This window comes from Bacillus sp. SG20033, from assembly GCF_044570195.1.
GTDB lineage: Bacteria > Bacillota > Bacilli > Bacillales > Bacillaceae > Bacillus > Bacillus subtilis.
Map to the genome: position 1 here is coordinate 960,150 of NZ_CP172606.1, position 18,304 is coordinate 978,453.

21 protein-coding genes are annotated in these 18,304 nt (G+C 42.0%); 17 read left to right on the forward strand and 4 right to left on the reverse strand.

Annotated elements, in window-relative coordinates; genetic code table 11:
- Positions 1-188: 188 nt before the first annotated feature.
- From prkA to ACFVP7_RS05040, 13 genes are all read left to right on the forward strand, one after another.
- Positions 189-2,084, forward strand: a complete 1,896-nt coding sequence (gene prkA, locus ACFVP7_RS04980) for a serine/threonine protein kinase PrkA (RefSeq protein ID WP_003239626.1) — start codon at positions 189-191, stop codon at positions 2,082-2,084.
- Between the two features lie 179 nt (positions 2,085-2,263).
- Positions 2,264-3,442 carry a sporulation protein YhbH gene (gene yhbH, locus ACFVP7_RS04985; protein WP_003233432.1) on the forward strand — a complete coding sequence of 393 codons (1,179 nt, stop codon included), beginning with the start codon at positions 2,264-2,266 and terminating at the stop codon, positions 3,440-3,442.
- 159 nt (positions 3,443-3,601) lie between these two features.
- Positions 3,602-4,066, forward strand: a complete 465-nt coding sequence (locus ACFVP7_RS04990; protein WP_003233431.1) for a MarR family transcriptional regulator — start codon at positions 3,602-3,604, stop codon at positions 4,064-4,066.
- 35 nt (positions 4,067-4,101) lie between these two features.
- Positions 4,102-4,767, forward strand: a complete 666-nt coding sequence (locus tag ACFVP7_RS04995; RefSeq protein WP_014476241.1) for an HlyD family efflux transporter periplasmic adaptor subunit — start codon at positions 4,102-4,104, stop codon at positions 4,765-4,767.
- Between the two features lie 40 nt (positions 4,768-4,807).
- Positions 4,808-6,406 (forward strand): MFS transporter, encoded by a 1,599-nt coding sequence (locus ACFVP7_RS05000; RefSeq protein WP_003233429.1) that lies wholly within the window; start codon positions 4,808-4,810, stop codon positions 6,404-6,406.
- Positions 6,407-6,428: 22 nt separating this feature from the next.
- Complete coding sequence (locus ACFVP7_RS05005; RefSeq protein WP_003233428.1) at positions 6,429-6,959, forward strand: NAD(P)H-dependent oxidoreductase; 531 nt, start codon at positions 6,429-6,431, stop codon at positions 6,957-6,959.
- A 12-nt stretch (positions 6,960-6,971) separates the two neighbouring features.
- Positions 6,972-7,346 (forward strand): hypothetical protein, encoded by a 375-nt coding sequence (locus ACFVP7_RS05010; protein ID WP_003233427.1) that lies wholly within the window; start codon positions 6,972-6,974, stop codon positions 7,344-7,346.
- Positions 7,346-7,501 (forward strand): hypothetical protein, encoded by a 156-nt coding sequence (locus ACFVP7_RS05015; RefSeq protein ID WP_003233426.1) that lies wholly within the window; start codon positions 7,346-7,348, stop codon positions 7,499-7,501. The genes ACFVP7_RS05010 and ACFVP7_RS05015 overlap by 1 nt, the downstream gene beginning before the upstream one ends.
- Before the next feature lie 4 nt (positions 7,502-7,505).
- Positions 7,506-8,267 (forward strand): hypothetical protein, encoded by a 762-nt coding sequence (locus ACFVP7_RS05020; RefSeq protein WP_128992567.1) that lies wholly within the window; start codon positions 7,506-7,508, stop codon positions 8,265-8,267.
- Positions 8,268-8,269: 2 nt separating this feature from the next.
- Complete coding sequence (locus ACFVP7_RS05025) at positions 8,270-8,635, forward strand: GntR family transcriptional regulator (RefSeq protein ID WP_015252495.1); 366 nt, start codon at positions 8,270-8,272, stop codon at positions 8,633-8,635.
- Between the two features lies 1 nt (position 8,636).
- Positions 8,637-9,335, forward strand: a complete 699-nt coding sequence (locus ACFVP7_RS05030; protein WP_285299876.1) for an ABC transporter ATP-binding protein — start codon at positions 8,637-8,639, stop codon at positions 9,333-9,335.
- A 16-nt stretch (positions 9,336-9,351) separates the two neighbouring features.
- Entirely contained in the window at positions 9,352-10,269 is a 918-nt protein-coding gene (locus ACFVP7_RS05035; protein ID WP_024572923.1) for an ABC transporter ATP-binding protein, read from the forward strand.
- A complete protein-coding gene (locus tag ACFVP7_RS05040; protein ID WP_003233421.1) occupies positions 10,262-11,203 on the forward strand; it encodes an ABC transporter permease in 942 nt (313 codons plus the stop codon). Before ACFVP7_RS05035 ends, ACFVP7_RS05040 begins: the two co-directional genes overlap by 8 nt.
- 91 nt (positions 11,204-11,294) lie before the next feature.
- On the opposite strand, the gene cspB is transcribed toward ACFVP7_RS05040, so the two are convergent.
- Positions 11,295-11,498 (reverse strand): cold shock-like protein CspB, encoded by a 204-nt coding sequence (cspB, locus tag ACFVP7_RS05045; RefSeq protein ID WP_003224086.1) that lies wholly within the window; start codon positions 11,496-11,498, stop codon positions 11,295-11,297.
- Between the two features lie 435 nt (positions 11,499-11,933).
- On the opposite strand from cspB, the gene ACFVP7_RS05050 reads away from it, so the two are divergent.
- Positions 11,934-12,764, forward strand: coding sequence for a MetQ/NlpA family ABC transporter substrate-binding protein (locus ACFVP7_RS05050; RefSeq protein WP_327845385.1), 831 nt, complete (start codon positions 11,934-11,936; stop codon positions 12,762-12,764).
- Positions 12,765-12,766: 2 nt separating this feature from the next.
- On the opposite strand, the gene dgcK is transcribed toward ACFVP7_RS05050, so the two are convergent.
- Complete coding sequence (gene dgcK / locus ACFVP7_RS05055; protein ID WP_003233417.1) at positions 12,767-13,846, reverse strand: diguanylate cyclase DgcK; 1,080 nt, start codon at positions 13,844-13,846, stop codon at positions 12,767-12,769.
- A gap of 171 nt (positions 13,847-14,017) precedes the next feature.
- On the opposite strand from dgcK, the gene tcyP reads away from it, so the two are divergent.
- The gene (gene tcyP / locus ACFVP7_RS05060) at positions 14,018-15,409 is read left to right on the forward strand and encodes an L-cystine transporter TcyP (protein ID WP_003244685.1); all 1,392 of its coding nucleotides are present in this window, start codon (positions 14,018-14,020) and stop codon (positions 15,407-15,409) included.
- Between the two features lie 43 nt (positions 15,410-15,452).
- On the opposite strand, the gene ACFVP7_RS05065 is transcribed toward tcyP, so the two are convergent.
- The gene (locus ACFVP7_RS05065; protein ID WP_338732936.1) at positions 15,453-15,887 is read right to left on the reverse strand and encodes a hypothetical protein; all 435 of its coding nucleotides are present in this window, start codon (positions 15,885-15,887) and stop codon (positions 15,453-15,455) included.
- Positions 15,888-16,036: 149 nt separating this feature from the next.
- Between ACFVP7_RS05065 and ACFVP7_RS05070 the strand changes: the two genes are divergently transcribed.
- On the forward strand, positions 16,037-16,606 hold the full coding sequence (locus ACFVP7_RS05070; RefSeq protein ID WP_003245125.1) for a YhcN/YlaJ family sporulation lipoprotein: 570 nt from the start codon (positions 16,037-16,039) through the stop codon (positions 16,604-16,606).
- 119 nt (positions 16,607-16,725) lie between these two features.
- On the forward strand, positions 16,726-17,694 hold the full coding sequence (locus ACFVP7_RS05075; protein ID WP_003245770.1) for a hypothetical protein: 969 nt from the start codon (positions 16,726-16,728) through the stop codon (positions 17,692-17,694).
- Here the strand turns inward: ACFVP7_RS05075 and ACFVP7_RS05080 are convergent.
- Positions 17,626-18,279 carry a spore coat protein gene (locus ACFVP7_RS05080; RefSeq protein WP_009966881.1) on the reverse strand — a complete coding sequence of 218 codons (654 nt, stop codon included), beginning with the start codon at positions 18,277-18,279 and terminating at the stop codon, positions 17,626-17,628. The genes ACFVP7_RS05075 and ACFVP7_RS05080 overlap by 69 nt on opposite strands.
- Positions 18,280-18,304: the final 25 nt, after the last annotated feature.

Below are 18,304 nucleotides of genomic sequence, written 5' to 3' on the forward strand. Positions count from 1 at the left end.
TTCCGTGCTGTCCGAGTCTGGATGATTCTGTATTTTTCTTTATTATGAACGGTCGCGGTCTGCCTTGTCAACGATGTATAAGTATCTTTATTTTTAAGAAACCAAAGCATGTATCACGAGATGGCGGCATAGATTGTATCAAAGTACCTTATTTGCATAGTGTATCAAACATGATAGAGGAGGTCCTTATGGATATATTAAAGAAAATTGAACAGTACAGAGAGGAAGAGCAGCGGCTGAAATGGGAAGGAACTTTCGCCGATTATTTGGAGATTATTAAAGAAAATCCGATGGTCGCGCAATCTGCTCATTCTCGAGTTTTTAATATGATAAAAGACAGCGGGATAGAGGAGATTGACGGGCGCAAGAAGTACAGTTTTTTTGACCGCGAGCTGTTCGGGCTTGAAGAATCTCTGGAGCGTCTTGTGGAAGAGTATTTTCATCCGGCTGCCAAACGTCTAGATGTCAGAAAGCGGATTCTATTGCTGATGGGGCCTGTGAGCGGCGGTAAATCCACGCTGGTCACAATGCTTAAAAAAGGTCTCGAAGCGTACACGCTGACAGATAATGGCGCTGTATATGCGATTAAAGGCTGCCCGATGCACGAGGACCCTCTACATTTAATCCCCCATCATTTACGCGATGACTTTTACAGGGAATACGGCATTAGAATAGAAGGAAGTCTTTCTCCTTTAAATGTCATGAGGCTGGAGGAAGAGTATGGAGGAAGAATTGAGGATGTGAAGGTGGAGCGCATCTTCTTTTCAGAAGATAAGCGTACGGGAATTGGAACATTCAGTCCCTCTGATCCGAAATCTCAGGATATTGCCGATTTGACGGGGAGTATTGATTTCTCAACAATCGCCGAGTACGGTTCAGAATCAGATCCGCGCGCTTATCGGTTTGACGGAGAGCTGAATAAAGCGAACCGCGGGATGATGGAGTTTCAGGAGATGCTGAAATGTGATGAGAAATTTCTCTGGCATTTGCTTTCCTTGACACAGGAAGGGAATTTTAAAGCTGGGCGGTTTGCGTTAATTTCTGCTGATGAGCTGATCGTGGCTCACACGAATGAAACGGAGTATCGCTCATTTATATCTAATAAGAAGAATGAAGCCCTGCACTCGAGAATCATCGTGATGCCGGTTCCTTATAATTTAAAAGTGTCTGAGGAAGAGAGAATTTATGAAAAAATGATCGCAGAAAGCGATGTGGCGGATGTTCATATTGCCCCGCATACGTTGAAGGTCGCCGCGATGTTCTCAATCCTTACCCGGTTAAAAGAGCCGAAGCGGTCGGATATTGATCTGGTCAAGAAAATGAGACTGTATGATGGGGAAAGTGTGGAAGGATATAATTCTGTCGACGTTGAGGATATGAAAAAAGAATATAATGATGAAGGCATGAGCGGCATTGATCCGCGGTACGTGATCAACCGGATTTCTTCAACGATTATTAGAAAAAATATGGAATCGATTAATTCTCTCGATGTCCTTCGTTCCTTAAAAGAAGGTCTTGATCAGCACCCATCAATTTCAAGCGAGGACAGGGAGCGGTATTTGAATTTTATTTCTGCCGCCCGCAAGGAATATGACGACATTGCGAAAAAGGAAGTTCAAAAAGCGTTTGTGTATTCGTATGAAGAATCAGCAAAAACACTTATGGACAATTACCTCGATAACGTAGAGGCTTATTGCAATAAAAATAAGCTTCGTGATCCTTTGACAGGAGAGGAAATGAACCCTGACGAAAAGCTGATGAGATCCATCGAAGAGCAGATCGGCATTTCGGAAAACGCCAAAAAAGCGTTCCGCGAAGAAATTTTAATCCGCATCTCGGCCTATGCGAGAAAAGGCAAGCGGTTTGATTACAATTCCCATGAAAGACTGCGTGAAGCTATTCAGAAAAAGCTGTTTGCTGATCTGAAGGATGTCGTTAAAATTACGACCTCAACAAAAACGCCGGATGAGCAGCAGCTGAAAAAGGTAAATGAAGTCGTGGCCCGTTTAATTGATGAGCACGGCTACAACTCGACGAGCGCCAATGAGCTGCTGAAATATGTCGGCAGCCTGCTGAACCGATAAGCAACGTGACCCGTCCGAATAGGGCGGGTTATTTTGTCCCATTTTCTAAATAGTTTGTCAATTAAACATGCATATGTGCATATGATGAATATAAATCTTTTCGAAAGACTTGTTTCATAATCTGGCACAAGCCGGAATACGTATGTATCACGACCACAAATGGTTAAGGAGGGGAATTCATGTCCCAAAATGACAGCGGCCATTTTTTGATTTCTGAGGAAAACTGGTCCCTCCATCGCAAAGGCTTCGATGACCAGCAGCGCCACCAGAAAAAAGTGCAGGAAGCGATCAAAAACAATCTTCCGGACCTCGTAACTGAGGAAAGCATTATTATGTCTAATGGAAAAGATGTAGTGAAGATCCCAATCCGTTCACTTGATGAGTATAAAATCCGTTATAACTATGATAAAAATAAACATGTAGGGCAAGGAGACGGCGAGAGCCAGGTTGGAGATGTTGTGGCCCGGGATGGATCAGACAAAAAACAAGGGCCTGGAAAAGGGCAGGGTGCCGGTGATCAGGCAGGCGAGGATTATTATGAAGCGGAAGTTTCATTAATGGATTTAGAAGAAGCGCTTTTTAAAGAATTAGAGCTTCCGAATCTCCAGCAAAAAGAGCGGGACAATATCATTCATACAGATATCGAGTTTAATGATATCCGTAAAACAGGGTTAACCGGTAATATTGATAAGAAAAGAACGATGATGTCAGCCTTTAAACGAAACGCAATGTCAGGAAAACCGTCGTTCTACCCAATTTATCCGGAGGACCTGAAATATAAGACGTGGAATGACATCACAAAGCCCGAATCAAAAGCCGTCGTTTTAGCCATGATGGATACAAGCGGCAGTATGGGGGTTTGGGAAAAATACATGGCCAGAAGCTTCTTTTTCTGGATGACCCGTTTTTTGCGGACAAAATACGAGACTGTGGAAATTGAATTTATTGCCCATCATACAGAAGCAAGAGTGGTCTCGGAGGAGGATTTTTTCTCAAAGGGAGAAAGCGGCGGAACAATTTGTTCTTCCGTATATCGGAAGTCGCTTGAGCTTATTGATGAAAAGTACAATCCTGCCCGCTATAACATTTACCCGTTTCATTTTTCTGACGGTGACAACCTGACATCTGATAACGCGCGCTGTGTGAAGCTGGTCAATGATATTATGAAGAAGGCCAATCTGTTTTGCTACGGCGAGGTCAATCAGTACAACAGGCATTCAACGTTAATGTCTGCATATAAAAATGTAAAAGATGAGAAATTTAAGTACTATATTTTAAAACAGAAATCTGATGTTTTTCAGGCTCTAAAGAACTTTTTCAGAAATGAAGAGTCTGGTGTAAGCCATCAATTTTCGTAATGAAAAGCCCATTTCAGGGCTTTTTTTTATTTAATAAAAGCAAGAAAACGCTTGCGAAAAAAATACGGGAGAAAAAGAAATTTTTCCTTTGACAAATCTTCTTTCATTTATTAATATTTTATCTTGTGAACTATTATTGAGGAATGAGGTGAAAAGGAGTTGACTGAATCAGAACGTGCTTTGCTCACTTTTGAACAGCTCTTCGATACGTCTCGGGCGATATATAAAAAACAGAAGAAGATATTGGAGATTGTGCTTGAGCCTTTTGATATTACAGTCCTTCAATATTTGCTGATGTTTAAAATTCATCAAAGCGGAAGCACCCCGCTAAGCAAGCTGGCAATGTCGCTTGATCTTAAGCCTGCTTCTGTGACGCGGATGACAGATATTCTGTATAAGCGCCAATTGATGAATCGATATGACAGTCCGGATGACCGCCGTATCGTCATGATTCAGTTAACCGAAGAGGGGGAAGAACTGATAGAAAAAGCCGCTGTGCAATATGCAAAAATGGGTGCCGGCTTGTACCAAAAGCTTGATACCTCCCAGCTGCAGTATTTGCGCAAACTAGCCGGAAGCTTAACGAAGCTTGCTGAAGGCTGTTCAGAAAAAAGCGGTAATTAAAAACTTCTCACATATTTTCACCAGCTTTCCGCAAAATGATAGAGGATGAAACGAAAGGAGAAAACAAAATGAACAGAGGACGTTTAATTCTGACCAACATTATCGGTTTGATTGTTGTTCTTGCAATTATAGCTGGAGGTGCTTACTACTATTATCAAAGCACAAACTACGTAAAAACAGATGAAGCAAAAGTAGCGGGCGATATGGCTGCTATTACTGCTCCAGCAGCAGGTAAAGTATCTGACTGGGATCTGGACGAAGGAAAAACAGTGAAAAAAGGCGACACAGTTGCAAAAATCAAAGGCGAACAAACTGTTGACGTAAAATCCATTATGGATGGAACAATTGTGAAAAACGAAGTGAAAAACGGACAAACCGTACAAGCTGGTACAACAATTGCACAAACGATTGACATGGACAACCTATACATCACAGCAAATATTAAAGAAACAGATATTGCGGATATTGAAGTAGGAAATAGTGTAGACGTAGTAGTTGACGGAGACCCTGATACAACATTTGACGGTACTGTAGAAGAAATTGGTTATGCGACTAACTCAACTTTTGATATGCTTCCTTCTACAAATTCAAGCGGAAACTACACAAAAGTAACACAAAAAATTCCTGTGAAAATTTCAATCAAAAACCCATCTGATAAGGTGCTTCCTGGAATGAATGCATCTGTTAAAATTTCTGAGTAAAACAGATCAGTCATCAAACCATGAAAGGAGGTTGTCTTAGATGGCTACAGGCAAAGAAAAAAATGCAAAAAACCCTATGTCATTGCTGATTGTGCTAATGGCGGGTTTATTTTTGGCAATTCTAAACCAAACACTGCTTAATGTTGCAATGCCGCACTTAATGACTGAATTTGGCGTAAGTGCAACGACGATTCAGTGGCTGACAACAGGTTACATGCTTGTTAACGGTGTATTGATTCCGTTATCTGCTTTCCTGATTACACGATTTGGCCAGCGGAGTCTCTTTCTCGTCGCGATGTTTTGTTTTACGCTCGGTACGTTAGTCTGCGGTATCGCACCTAACTTCTCTACAATGCTGATCGGCCGTTTGATTCAGGCCGTGGGCGGAGGTATCTTGCAGCCGCTCGTTATGACAACCATTCTGTTAATTTTCCCGCCTGAAAGCAGGGGGAAAGGAATGGGGATTTTCGGGCTAGCGATGATGTTTGCTCCAGCGGTCGGCCCGACTCTTTCCGGGTGGATTATTGAGCATTATACATGGCGCATTATGTTTTACGGTCTTGTGCCGATCGGCGCAATTGTTATCATTGTGGCTTTCTTCATCTTTAAAAATATGGTGGAGCCGCAAAAAATCAAACTCGATACTCTTGGCGCAATCCTCTCGATTGTCGGATTCGCCTCCTTATTATACGGAGTCAGTGAAGCCGGATCTGACGGCTGGACCGACCCGATTGTATTGTCTACAGTTATTATCGGAGCCATTGCAATTGTTGCTTTTGTTGTTCAGCAATTGCGTCATGATGATCCGATGCTTGATTTCAGAGTGTTTAAATATGACATTTTCTCACTCTCGAGTGTCATTAATATCATTATTACAGTGGCACTTTACACTGGTATGTTCCTTTTACCGATTTATCTGCAAAACCTGGTCGGCTTTACGGCGCTTCAATCCGGTCTGCTTCTGCTTCCGGGTGCGATCGTTATGCTGATTATGTCACCGATCTCAGGTATTTTGTTCGATAAATTCGGACCGAGACCGCTTGCGATTATCGGGCTTCTCGTGACAGTGGTAACAACGTATCAATACACGCAATTGACAATTGATACACCATATACACACATCATGCTGATCTATTCAATTCGTGCATTTGGTATGTCTCTCTTAATGATGCCAGTCATGACAGCCGGGATGAACCAGCTTCCTGCCCGTCTGAACAGCCACGGAACGGCGATGAGCAACACGCTTCGCCAAATCAGCGGATCAATCGGAACAAGTTTAATTACGACGATTTATACAAACCGGACGACATTCCATTATTCACAAATTGCAGATAAAACAAGCACGGCGGACCCGAACTTCCTCCATGCGTTCCAAAATGCAGTTTCGAATTTAATGGTGAATATGAATGTGTCTTATGATACGGCGAAAACATATGTGTACTCACATATTTATAAACACGCGTCACTCGATTCCAATGTCATGGGGATAAATGATGCCTTTATGTGGGCAACCTTATTCTGTGTAGCAGGTTTGATTTTAAGTATCTTCCTGCGTGACGTCAGAAAAGATAAATTGCGTAAGAAGAAAAAAGAGGAGCTTTCATTACTTCCTGCTCCAAAAGAAGCTAAGGAATCTTAATCTGTACAGGGAGGTTTCCTGAATGAAAATTTATGTAGTGTATGATAGTGAAGGCGAACATACTAAAGTGCTTGCAGAAGCGATTGCTGAAGGCGCGAGAGAAAACGACGCGGCTGAAGTGTTCATCGACCATGTAGATCAGGCTGATATCCGCAAGCTTAAAGATATGGATGCGATTATTTGGGGATGCCCAGGGCATTTCGGAACAATCAGCTCCGGTCTTAAAACTTGGATCGACAGACTTGGCTACTTGTGGGCTGAAGGCGAGCTGATCAACAAAGTCGGTGCTGTCTTCTGCACAACGGCAACAACACACGGCGGCTTGGAAATGACAATGCACAATTTAATCACGCCGATGTTCCACCAAGGCATGATTGTTGTCGGACTGCCTGGCAACGTGCCTGAAAACGCACTTTATGGCTCTTATTACGGAGCAGGTGTCACTTGTCCGGTAGACAGTGATGAGTTAATGTCTGAGGAAGGTATTCAGCTTGGACGCGCGTTGGGAAGACGTGTCAGCCAAGTCACAGGAAACCTAACAGCAGGACAGTAAGGAGAGGTTGAAATGGCCATTATTATAGCAATAATTGCTGCTGTCATTGTCATTGCGGCCCTTATTACATTTAACGTCCGCAACGCCTCACCTGGACCTGAGAAGCAAGAAGCAACCGATAGAATCGCACCTCCAGAAGAGGAAAAAAACGAAGCGCATTACCCTGCTGAAGCAAGGGCTGCCGAGCATACGCCATCCGTTGTCAAAAACGATTCTCCAAAAGAGAAGCGTGACACAATGGGTGATGATATTTACAGGCAGGCGCTGCAAAAGTTTAAGCATTCTGATGAAGTTCATGCAGAAGAAGAGGTCACTGAGGAAAGTGACAAAATGCAGGACCGCAGCTATCGTGATGCGCTGCTCTCTATGAAAAATAAGAAAAAGTAATGAAAAAGGCAAATCCGTTTACTCATGCGGGTTTGCCTTTTTTGCTGTTTCCATCAATTATGTTTTTATCAAATAAATCCATGGAATATGTTGTATTCCATCTTGATCTAGTGTACTATGTTACTCATACACCGAGGATTTTTTCCGGGAGGTAAAGACATGAATTCTTTTTTAGGTTTATTAAAGAAAGATATCAAGCTTTCAAGAATGTGGCTGCTAGTATGGATATGCGGAATCATTTTCTTATTGGGAACAGGCCATATTATAGCTTCTCGCACGAAAGAACCTCTAGTCATTTTTGGTTTTTTTGTTGCAGTTGCTTTTTTTCTGCTTTTCTTATCTCCTGTTTTTGTGTTTTATCACCTTCGCAAGGAAGGGAAATCACAGCTTTGGCTGTACAATCCAAATGGCGGCTTCTGGCTGTTTTCTTCTAAATTGGCAGCATCTTTGCTCTATCAATTTGTGATTCAGTTGGCATTAACAGCCTATGGCATATGGATGTATCATATGCTCTCTGTAAAAAATCTGCTGGAGCATCAAGTTGATATAACGAGTACAGTGGCTTTGCTGAATATGTATGGGCTTATTTCTTCGTTAGATATGTCAGTAACAGTCATTGTGTTTTGGACTGTTTTTCACTCTCTCAGAAATTGGCGCGGAATGCGGTGGGCTGCGATGGTTCTGTTGGTCGCAATGTGGTTATTCTTCGATGAATACATCATAAGCCCTTTGGTTGAATCTCAAAAGCATTTCTGGCCTGTAACAGTCTATTGCAATTTTGATTTCCACTTCCATAACGTTTGGAGATTGGAACTAAAACCTATCCATCTGTCTGTGCTAGGGTTTCCTATTGCTATAGTCATCACGTTCTTGCTGCTCATCATGGCTTCAAAACTGCTTGATCGTAAAGTAGAGGTGTAAATATGGACAATCAATTCCAATCCTCGAAACCGATTTATCTGCAGATCGCTGATCAGATCTTTTATAGGCTGGTCAGGAAGGAGCTGCTCCCAGGAGACAAGCTTCCTTCAGTAAGAGAAATGGCGATTCAAACTAAGGTAAATCCCAATACAATTCAAAGAACTTACAGTGAGATGGAAAGGCTGGGTATTGTGGAGACAAGAAGAGGTCAAGGGACGTTTATTGCGGAAAAAGCAGAAATCGTAGACGAGCTGAAAGACAAGCTGACACGAGAGGTGCTGGAAGGCTTTGTCAAGCAAATGAAAGAGCTGGGGCTAACGAAAGAGGAAATGGTAGAAGGGATTAAAACATTCACAGAGGGAGGCTGAAATGGAAATCAAGCTAGAACATGTATCAAAAAAATACGGCCGCCATACGGCCATCAATGATGTGTCAATCACCCTATCATCCGGACGGATTTATGGCCTGATCGGACCGAACGGCAGCGGCAAGTCAACGACCCTGAAAATGATGGCTGGCCTTCTGTTTCCGACTTCAGGATTTGTGAAAGTTGATGAAGAGCAGGTTACGAGAGAAATGGTGCGTCAAACGGCTTATCTTACTGAGCTTGATATGTTTTATCCGCATTTCACTGTTAAAGATATGGTGAATTTTTATCAGTCGCAGTTTCCTGATTTTCAAACAGAACAGGCTTATAAGCTATTGAATGAGATGCAGCTGAATCCGGAAAAAAAGATCAAAAAGCTATCAAAAGGAAATCGGGGCCGGCTGAAAATCGTTCTTGCTTTAGCGAGACGGGCAGACGTCATCTTGCTTGATGAACCTTTTTCCGGGCTTGATCCGATGGTCAGGGATTCCATCGTAAACAGCCTTGTGTCGTACATTGATTTTGAGCAGCAGATTGTCGTGATCGCGACACATGAAATTGATGAAATTGAGACTTTGTTAGATGAAGTAATCGTCCTCGCCAATGGAGAAAAAGTTGCGCAGCGTGAAGTAGAAGATATTCGTGAACAGGAAGGCATGTCTGTTTTGCAATGGTTTAAATCAAAAATGGAAGTTTGCTAGAAAGAGGAGGAATATGATGAAAACAGTGTTGGAATTGAAAAACGTGACTAAAAACATCAGAGGCCGAACGATCATTGATGACCTCAGTTTTACGATTCGTGAAGGCGAGGTATTCGGTTTTTTGGGACCAAACGGAGCGGGGAAAACGACAACCATCCGGATGATGGTGGGGTTAATGAAGCTGTCGAAAGGTGATGTCCTCATTTGCGGCCAATCCATTACGAAAGAATATGCCAAGGCGATTAAGCATATTGGAGCGATCGTTGAGAATCCCGAGCTGTATAAATTTTTGAGCGGATATAAAAATCTCCAGCAATACGCAAGGATGGTCAAGGGTGTCACGAAGGAAAAAATTGATGAAGTTGTTGAGCTGGTCGGTTTAACAGACAGAATCCACGACAAGGTGAAAACATATTCTCTAGGGATGAGACAGCGTCTTGGCTTGGCACAATGCCTTCTGCACGATCCGAAAGTGCTGATTTTGGATGAACCGACAAACGGCCTTGATCCGGCGGGGATCAGAGAAATCAGAGATCATTTAAAGAAGCTGACCCGAGAAAGAGGAATGGCTGTCATCGTTTCAAGCCACCTGCTGTCAGAAATGGAACTGATGTGTGATCGAATTGCGATTCTGCAAAAAGGAAAGCTGATCGATATTCAAAATGTAAAAGATGAAAACATTGATGAGAATGATACATATTTCTTCCAGGTTGAGCAGCCGAGTGAAGCCGCTGCTGTTTTAAATCAGTACGATTTGCTGAGTAAGACAAATGGTGTAGAAATCAAACTGGCTAAAGAGGAAGTCCCTGCGGTTATTGAATTGCTGGTGATGCAGCAAATCCGTATTTATGAGGTCAAGGTCATAACAAAATCATTAGAGGACCGTTTCTTAGAAATGACAGGTGAAACAAAAGAGGAGGTTCAGCATGCTTAATTTGATTTATAATGAGTGGCTCAAAATTTTCAGCCGAGCCGGAACATGGGTGATGATCGGAATTCTGGGGCTGACAATGGTTGGATTTGCATTTTTGGCGAATCATTTTTCTGCTGGTGAATCAAATTCCCATTGGAAACAAGAACTTCAAGCACAAAACGCCGAATTAAAGAAAGAAATCAAAGAAGATCCTTCACTGAAAGATGGGTATAAAGAAACAATCACACTCAACGACTATCGCATCGAGCATAATATCCCTAGTGACACGGGCTATACGGTATGGTCTTATGTAACGGATTCAGCAAACTTTACCATCCTTACCGGTCTGTTTACTATTATCATCGCGGCCGGAATTGTCGCGAACGAATTTAATTGGGGAACGATTAAGCTATTAATGATTCGGCCGCTCAGCCGTTTTCAAATTTTGATGTCCAAATATATTACAGTTCTCCTGTTTGGGCTCCTGTTGCTGTTGATTTTATTTATCGGTTCTACTTTATTAGGGTTGATCTTCTTCGGGACGGGTGGTGAAACCGCCGCGAACATTCATTTAATCTATAAGGATGGCCATGTCATTGAGCAAAACATGATGGGGCATTTGGCCACAACGTATCTTTCTGAATCCGTCTCGGCTTTAATGGTGGCGACGATGGCGTTTATGCTGTCTGCGGTATTCAGAAACAGCTCTCTTGCGGTTGGTTTTTCCATCTTCTTGTTGGTTGCAGGTACGACTGCAACTGCATTTATTGCAGCGAAATTTGACTGGGCAAAATATATATTGTTTGCTAATGTCGACTTGACTCAGTATGTGGATGGCACACCGTTAATAAAAGGGATGACTATGACGTTTTCTCTCGTCATGCTGGCGATCTACTTTATCATCTTCTTGTTGCTTGCTTTCGGAATCTTCATGAAGCGGGATATTGCAAACTAATAAAAAAAGCTGTTTTGCTTATGCAAAACAGCTTTTTTGTCAAAATAAAAACTGCAGGTTTGCACCTGCAGTTTTTCATATCAATTTATGCTTACGCTTCTTTAGTAACGTTAGCAGCTTGTGGTCCGCGGTTTCCTTCAACGATTTCAAAAGAAACAGCTTGGCCTTCTTCTAAAGTTTTGAAGCCTTCGCCTTGAATAGCAGAGAAATGAACGAATACATCGTCTTGACCTTCTACTTCGATGAATCCGAAACCTTTTTCAGAGTTGAACCATTTTACTTTACCTTCTAACATGAAATTTCCTCCTAAAGCGATCATAACGCTTAAATTCACTATTCTTGCTCTTAACAAACTTTCAAGACGAAAACTCTTACAAAACTTTCTTCTTAAAGATAGTTCGAACAAAAATAATTACCTTTACTCTACCAGTAATCTTCGGAAAAAACAACTGCTTATTGAAACTTTTTTCGGAAAATACCATATTTATTTTTCAATTTGATATTTATTTGCGGAAATTCATCTGCTTTCTCGATATGTGATCATACGTTTGCCTTAGTATTCCTTCATTTTGGGAAGATAAGTAATAGGAATTGACAACCTTATTGGATATGAGTAAGGTAAAAGTTAATCAATATTACAAATGACAACGTTTATCAACTAAGAGAGCGTATGATTTTTATGTCTGATATTGCTTGCATGCTCTAATACATAGATAGGAGTATGGTCACAATGAAAAAGTGGCTTATATGCAGTTTCGTCCTTGTTCTTCTCGTTTCATTTACTGCATGTTCACCGTCTGCAGAACATGAATCGATAAAAATCGGGATTGCTGAGTCTGACGGGGCAATATGGAACTATATTGCTCAAAAGGCTGAAGAGGCAGGGCTGGATATTCAGCTGATCCCTTTTTCTGATTATGCGGAGTCTGATATCGCACTTGCTAACAAAGAAATTGATGCCAACGCCTTTCAAACCATTTCATATTTTCAGTCGTTCACTGAAAAATACAAACTTAATTTGGCACCGCTCGGGACGACATACATAACGCCCATGGGCATTTATTCAAAACGATATGACCGAATCCAAGATATACCGCGGGGAGCTGTCGTTTCTGTTCCGGATAAAGCGTTCGATTTTGGCAGGGCGCTTACGGTGCTCCAGGAAGCGGGTTTGCTAACGCTGAAAAACGGATTTAACGGAACAGGTTCAGTTGATATGATTAAAGATAATCCGAGACACCTGAAATTAAAAGCTGTCCGGCAACAGGATGCAGTGAGCGGTGCCGACGTGTTTGTCATGAAACCATCAGAAGCAAAAAAAGCGGGCTTGAACCCGAAAAAGCATACGCTAAAGAGCGGCGGACTCATGTCTGAGGAAGAGATGAATTTGATTGTTGTCAGAGCGGAGGATCAAGATCGGGAAGCGCTGCAAACCATTCTTGAGCTTTATCAAGCTGATGATACAGCGGCATTTATAGAAAAAGAATATCAGGGAGATCTTGTCCCGGCTTTTCTGCCTTTGAAACGTCTTTCAGATTGGAAGAATGAATTCGAACATTGAATTCATTCTTTTTTTTCTGAAAAACACACTCTGTTCCGTCCCGTTTCTTTCGCTTTGTAAAGCATTTGATCGGCAAGAATGGGCAAGGATCCTGGCTGTTCCGTATTATTGGGGTAATGAGCGGCCCCTAGTGATATCGTAACTGAAAGCTCTTCGCCGTTTGTTAATACAATCGGTGCATCGCTTACAGTTCTCCTGATCCGTTCAGCGATCCGGGCTGCTTTATCAAGAGAACAGTTCGGCAGGAGCACGGCAAATTCTTCACCGCCGATCCGAGCGGCAGGATCTGTATTTCGGATGCTCTGCTTCAGACGTAACCCCAGCTCTTTGAGCACCTGATCTCCTTCATGATGGCCATATTGGTCATTGATGGTCTTAAAATGATCGATATCCATATAAATCAGTGCAAATTGAAAATGCGGGGTATCGGCCGCCTGCTGATACAGAGCTTTTGTGGTTTCTTCAAACTTTCTTCGGTTATACACGCCTGTTAAAAAGTCAAAGTGCGCCTGAAACTTATATTGTTTAAAAAGAAGATGTGCATTTGTTTCATGATCAATAATATATAAACTGAGCATGCCGCCCGCTATTGATATGATCCAAAAATACAAATGAAGTTCGTATGAATGTAAATCTATAAGAAAATAAAAGGAAAAGGAGATCAAGCTATTTGTGATTATTAAAAGATAGAAAGCATGTTTTAGTTGAACTTTTTTTCTTCTAGAAACAATGAGTGACGGGATGGCAGCGATACAAATGATAATAACCGAGTATAGTGCAGATGTGTTCATCGTAATCAGCAAGCGGCCTGCAGTGATCATGGCCAGGGCCGTTGCCGTTGAAACCCAGCCTCCATAAAGAGCGGCAATCATAATAGGGATATTTCGAAGATCAATAATTGAATGCTGATAGGTAAATCCAAAAACCATCAGAATAACCCCGAGTAAACCGCAGGCCAGTCCCTTAACAGCTTGAAAAGATATGCTGTCTTTTTTATGTACTAACCTTTCTTTAAACAGGTGGGTGAAGAGATAATTAAATGTGATTAAAATGGTCAAATTTACAAACAGTTCTTTCAGCAATATTATCACCCTTATATAAGGTACTAAAGATGGAAGGGAAAGAAAAGAACAAAAAAGGCATTACATAAGGTTTTTTTACTTGAATTGATAAGTTGAAATAATTCGCACTTGACCCATCGGAATTAGTGTAATATAGTAAATGAGAAAATTTGAAGGGAGAGTTTACCTGCTTTGGAGACTTTACTGGTTGTATTACATGTATTTATTTTATTTTTACTTATCTTAGGGCTCTTTGTTATGCAGAAAAAACATGTTTCCTTCTCTAAACGTGTATTTACTGCGCTGGGGCTGGGAATTGTATTCGGATTTGCGCTTCAGCTGATTTACGGCCCGACTTCTAATATAGTCATTCAAACAGCCGACTGGTTTAATATTGCCGGGGGCGGATATGTCAAATTGCTTCAGATGGTTGTTATGCCGCTCGTCTTTATTTCGATTCTCGGCGCATTTACAAAGCTGAAGCTGACAAAAAATCTTGGAAAAATCAGCGGTTTGATTATCGGGATTTTAGTAGCAACAACAGCAGTTGCTGCAGCTGTCGGTATCGCGTCCGCGCTTTCATTTGATCTGCAGGCGATTCAGGTTGACCAAGGAAGTACAGAGCTTTCACGGGGACAGGAGCTTCAGCAGAAATCAGAGGATATGACAGCGAAAACGCTGCCGCAGCAGATTGTTGAACTGCTGCCTGGAAACCCGTTTTTAGATTTTACGGGAGCTAGACCGACTTCAACGATCGCTGTCGTTATTTTTGCCGCTTTCCTTGGAGTGGCATTCCTCGGCGTAAAACACAAACAGCCGGAACAGGCAGAAACATTTAAAAAACTGGTTGATGCCGTTTATGCCATTGTCATGCGTGTTGTCACACTCATTTTGAGACTGACGCCTTATGGGGTGCTGGCCATCATGACAAAAACAATTGCAACGAGTGATCTTGACAGCATTCTAAAACTGGGCATGTTCGTGATTGCTTCATATGCCGCGTTAATCACTATGTTTATCATTCATTTGCTGCTACTGACGTTCAGCGGCTTGAATCCGGTGATTTATTTGAAAAAAGCGGTGCCTGTACTTGTATTTGCATTTACGTCAAGGTCTAGCGCAGGTGCTTTACCGCTGAATATTAAAACACAGAGAAGCATGGGTGTACCGGAGGGAATCGCAAACTTTGCCGGTTCGTTCGGTCTTTCGATCGGCCAAAATGGATGTGCCGGCATTTATCCTGCGATGCTGGCGATGATGATTGCTCCGACTGTCGGCCAAAATCCTTTTGACCCGGTGTTTATTATCACTGTTATCGCAGTCGTTGCCATCAGCTCCTTCGGTGTCGCCGGAGTCGGCGGCGGAGCGACATTCGCGGCGCTTCTTGTTTTATCATCATTAAACATGCCTGTCGCGCTCGCAGGTTTATTAATCTCAATTGAACCGTTAATTGACATGGGGCGTACTGCTTTGAATGTCAGCGGAAGCATGACTTCCGGTCTTATTACAAGTAAGGTCACAAAGGAAATTGATCAAGGGGCATTTCATGATCAATCCAGAGTGATTGAAGCTGAAGAAGCGTAACATATGAAAACGTGTAATCCCCAAACAAGGATTACACGTTTTTTTAACGGCCGGGTTCTAAGTCCTCCAGCATTTCCATCATCGTGTTGTCGTCCATGACATTCATTGCGCTTTGTTCAAAATGAATGGGTTCAGCATAATGCGGCTGTCTTTTTTTCGCGGCTGTCTCAGTTTGCCTAGTTTGAGACTGTGTATGCTGATGCTGTGGTTGCTGCTGTCCAGCGTGCTGGTGCTGACGGCCATTTTGCCGCTGGCTTTGATGCTGCTTATCACCGCTGCTTCCGCTAAATGCTTGTTTGACCATGTTTCCTACATTAGAAGCATCAAACGTGTTATTTTCTGAATTTCGTCTGTTCATTTGTCCTGTGATAAACCCGCTGATTCTTTGGCGGATCTGAGGTGATAATGCAGCAATAAGCATAGTTGATCCTATGATCAATGCTGCGGGGCTGATTCCTCTTCGCTGGTTGAACAACATGATCCCTCCTTTGCAGTGTATTCATATTTTCCCCCTCGTTAGACAAATTAACCGTTATATTTCCCGGGAAAGCATTTCCTCCAGATTTGCATGCATAATTAAAGCCAGTTAGAAAAACCTATAAGTAAAGTGATAAAGGAGGAATTCACATGTTTGGAAAAAAACAAGTCCTTGCGTCTGTGCTTCTTATCCCTTTGCTTATGACTGGCTGCGGTGTGGCCGACCAAGGTGAGGGCAGACGTGATAATAATGATGTAAGAAACGTAAATTATCGAAATCCGGCCAATGACGATATGCGGAATGTAAACAATCGGGATAACGTTGACAACAATGTTAATGATAATGTCAATAACAATCGTGTAAATGACGATAATAACAACGACCGAAAACTTGAGGTTGCTGATGAAGCAGCTGATAAAGTAACAGACCTAAAAGAAGTAAAGCATGCCGATATCATTGTGGCTGGAAATCAAGCCTACGTTGCAGTCGTTTTAACCAATGGAAATAAAGGTGCAGTAGAAAACAATCTGAAGAAAAAAATAGCCAAAAAGGTAAGATCTACTGACAAAAACATTGATAATGTTTACGTTTCAGCTAACCCTGATTTTGTAGAGCGTATGCAAGGATATGGAAAACGTATTCAAAATGGTGACCCAATCGCCGGATTATTTGATGAATTTACACAAACTGTACAGCGCGTATTCCCTAACGCTGAATAAATAAAAAAGCCGCACAATTTGTGCGGCTTTTTCTTTGCGTTAATGACACACTGCGAACTCAGGCTGCATAGAGTAAAAATAAAAAGGTACAAGACGGACCGGCTCAGGGAGGGAGACGTTTGCGGGATGGCATAGGAAAGCGTGCGGCATCCGCTCTATTCCTGTGCGGAGTCCTTGTGATGCTGGCTGTAAGCTCAGCCATCGTATCAAGCGCGATGTATATCCTGTCTTTTCCAGGTCAGGCATCTGGAATAACAAAAGAACAAGTGACGAAGCACATGAAGAAAGAGTCATTCAAACAGGCCGATATTTATTACACTTCTAAGGAAAAGTCCTTACTGCCATTGACGAAAGAAACGCTTGAATATGCGGTCAGTATTAATCAGATTATGATTGGATATTCGAATCAAAAGCCTATTGACATTATTTTTTTTCCTAATGAAAAACAGATGGAGGCTTACTCCGGTTTATTGGATGTAGTTGGTTTTTATTCTGAACGGGAGCAGCTGATCGGATTGTTGCCTGAAGAGAAAAAGAAACTGTTAGAAGGGGACGAGGTAGCGGTTTATTTGTATCAGAGATTGTTGATTCATGAATACTCGCACCATGCGTTTCACCAGAAATTGAAGGAGCTTGAGACGGATCCCGATGAGTTTCCGTTATGGTTTCATGAAGGGTTAAGCGAGTGGATTGCGAACTATGAATTGCTCATAGATCCGATCACGTTTTCTGTCGTGCCCTTTGACCGTTTGCAGACTGATCGAGACTGGCAGGAAGCTAGAGCCGAATATGACACTGATGTCTATTTGCAAAGCTTTTATATGATCGATGAGCTGACGGACAAATACGGGAAAGACATTATTTCAGAAATGATTAAGGAAACGGCAAAAAAAGGGGACTTTGAAAAAGGGTTTAAATCAGCAACAAAGGAAAGTCTTGATCAATTTGAAAAAGATTTTAAGAAAAAATTTGAAAAAAACAGTGCGGCATTGGATAGTATCTATCCAATGCCTTTGTTATTAGTGAAGTCCTTGCTGACCCATTCCGCCTTGTGTCGGAGGCATTTGTCCTTGGGCAGGGGCGAATGAATTTCTCAGCTGTTCCATATCCTGCGCATCAAGCTGAGGAACCTGGTAATAGCCGTGTTTGTTTTGGTATAGGAAAATTTCAAATGCCATTTCAACATACTCCTGAATTTGCGCAGACAGTACGCGTCTTACGGCCGGATTTGTCATTTCCAGAGAAGCCATCGTCAGCATAGAAGCTTGTGCTTTAATCGCGCAAAGCATTTGTCGGCTGATGATGCTGTCATCAATATCATTCATGGATTGAACAGGTTTTTTAGGCTGTGACGGCTGCATGCCGTAAACAGTCTGGTTGTCTTCCTTCATCATATAAGTTGCTGTTTTTTGTGAAGGTTCGCTTCCTGTTTTGAAGCATTCTGCAGTTATATTGTATTGAGATGTGATGAATTGATGTTGACGATCAAGGATGTTTAGTAATTCTTGATCCTTACAGAATTGTCTCAGCATCATAAACTGATCAAGCACAGTAAGTGTTCCGGAAAGCACCTCATGCATATCAAACATTTCATGTCCGCCGTGGTTTTTATGCGGTTTGCCAGGAATACCTTTGTTCATTTGGGATTGCTGCTGCTGATTGAACTGATCCAAACCGAATTCCTCCTTTTTTTTCAGA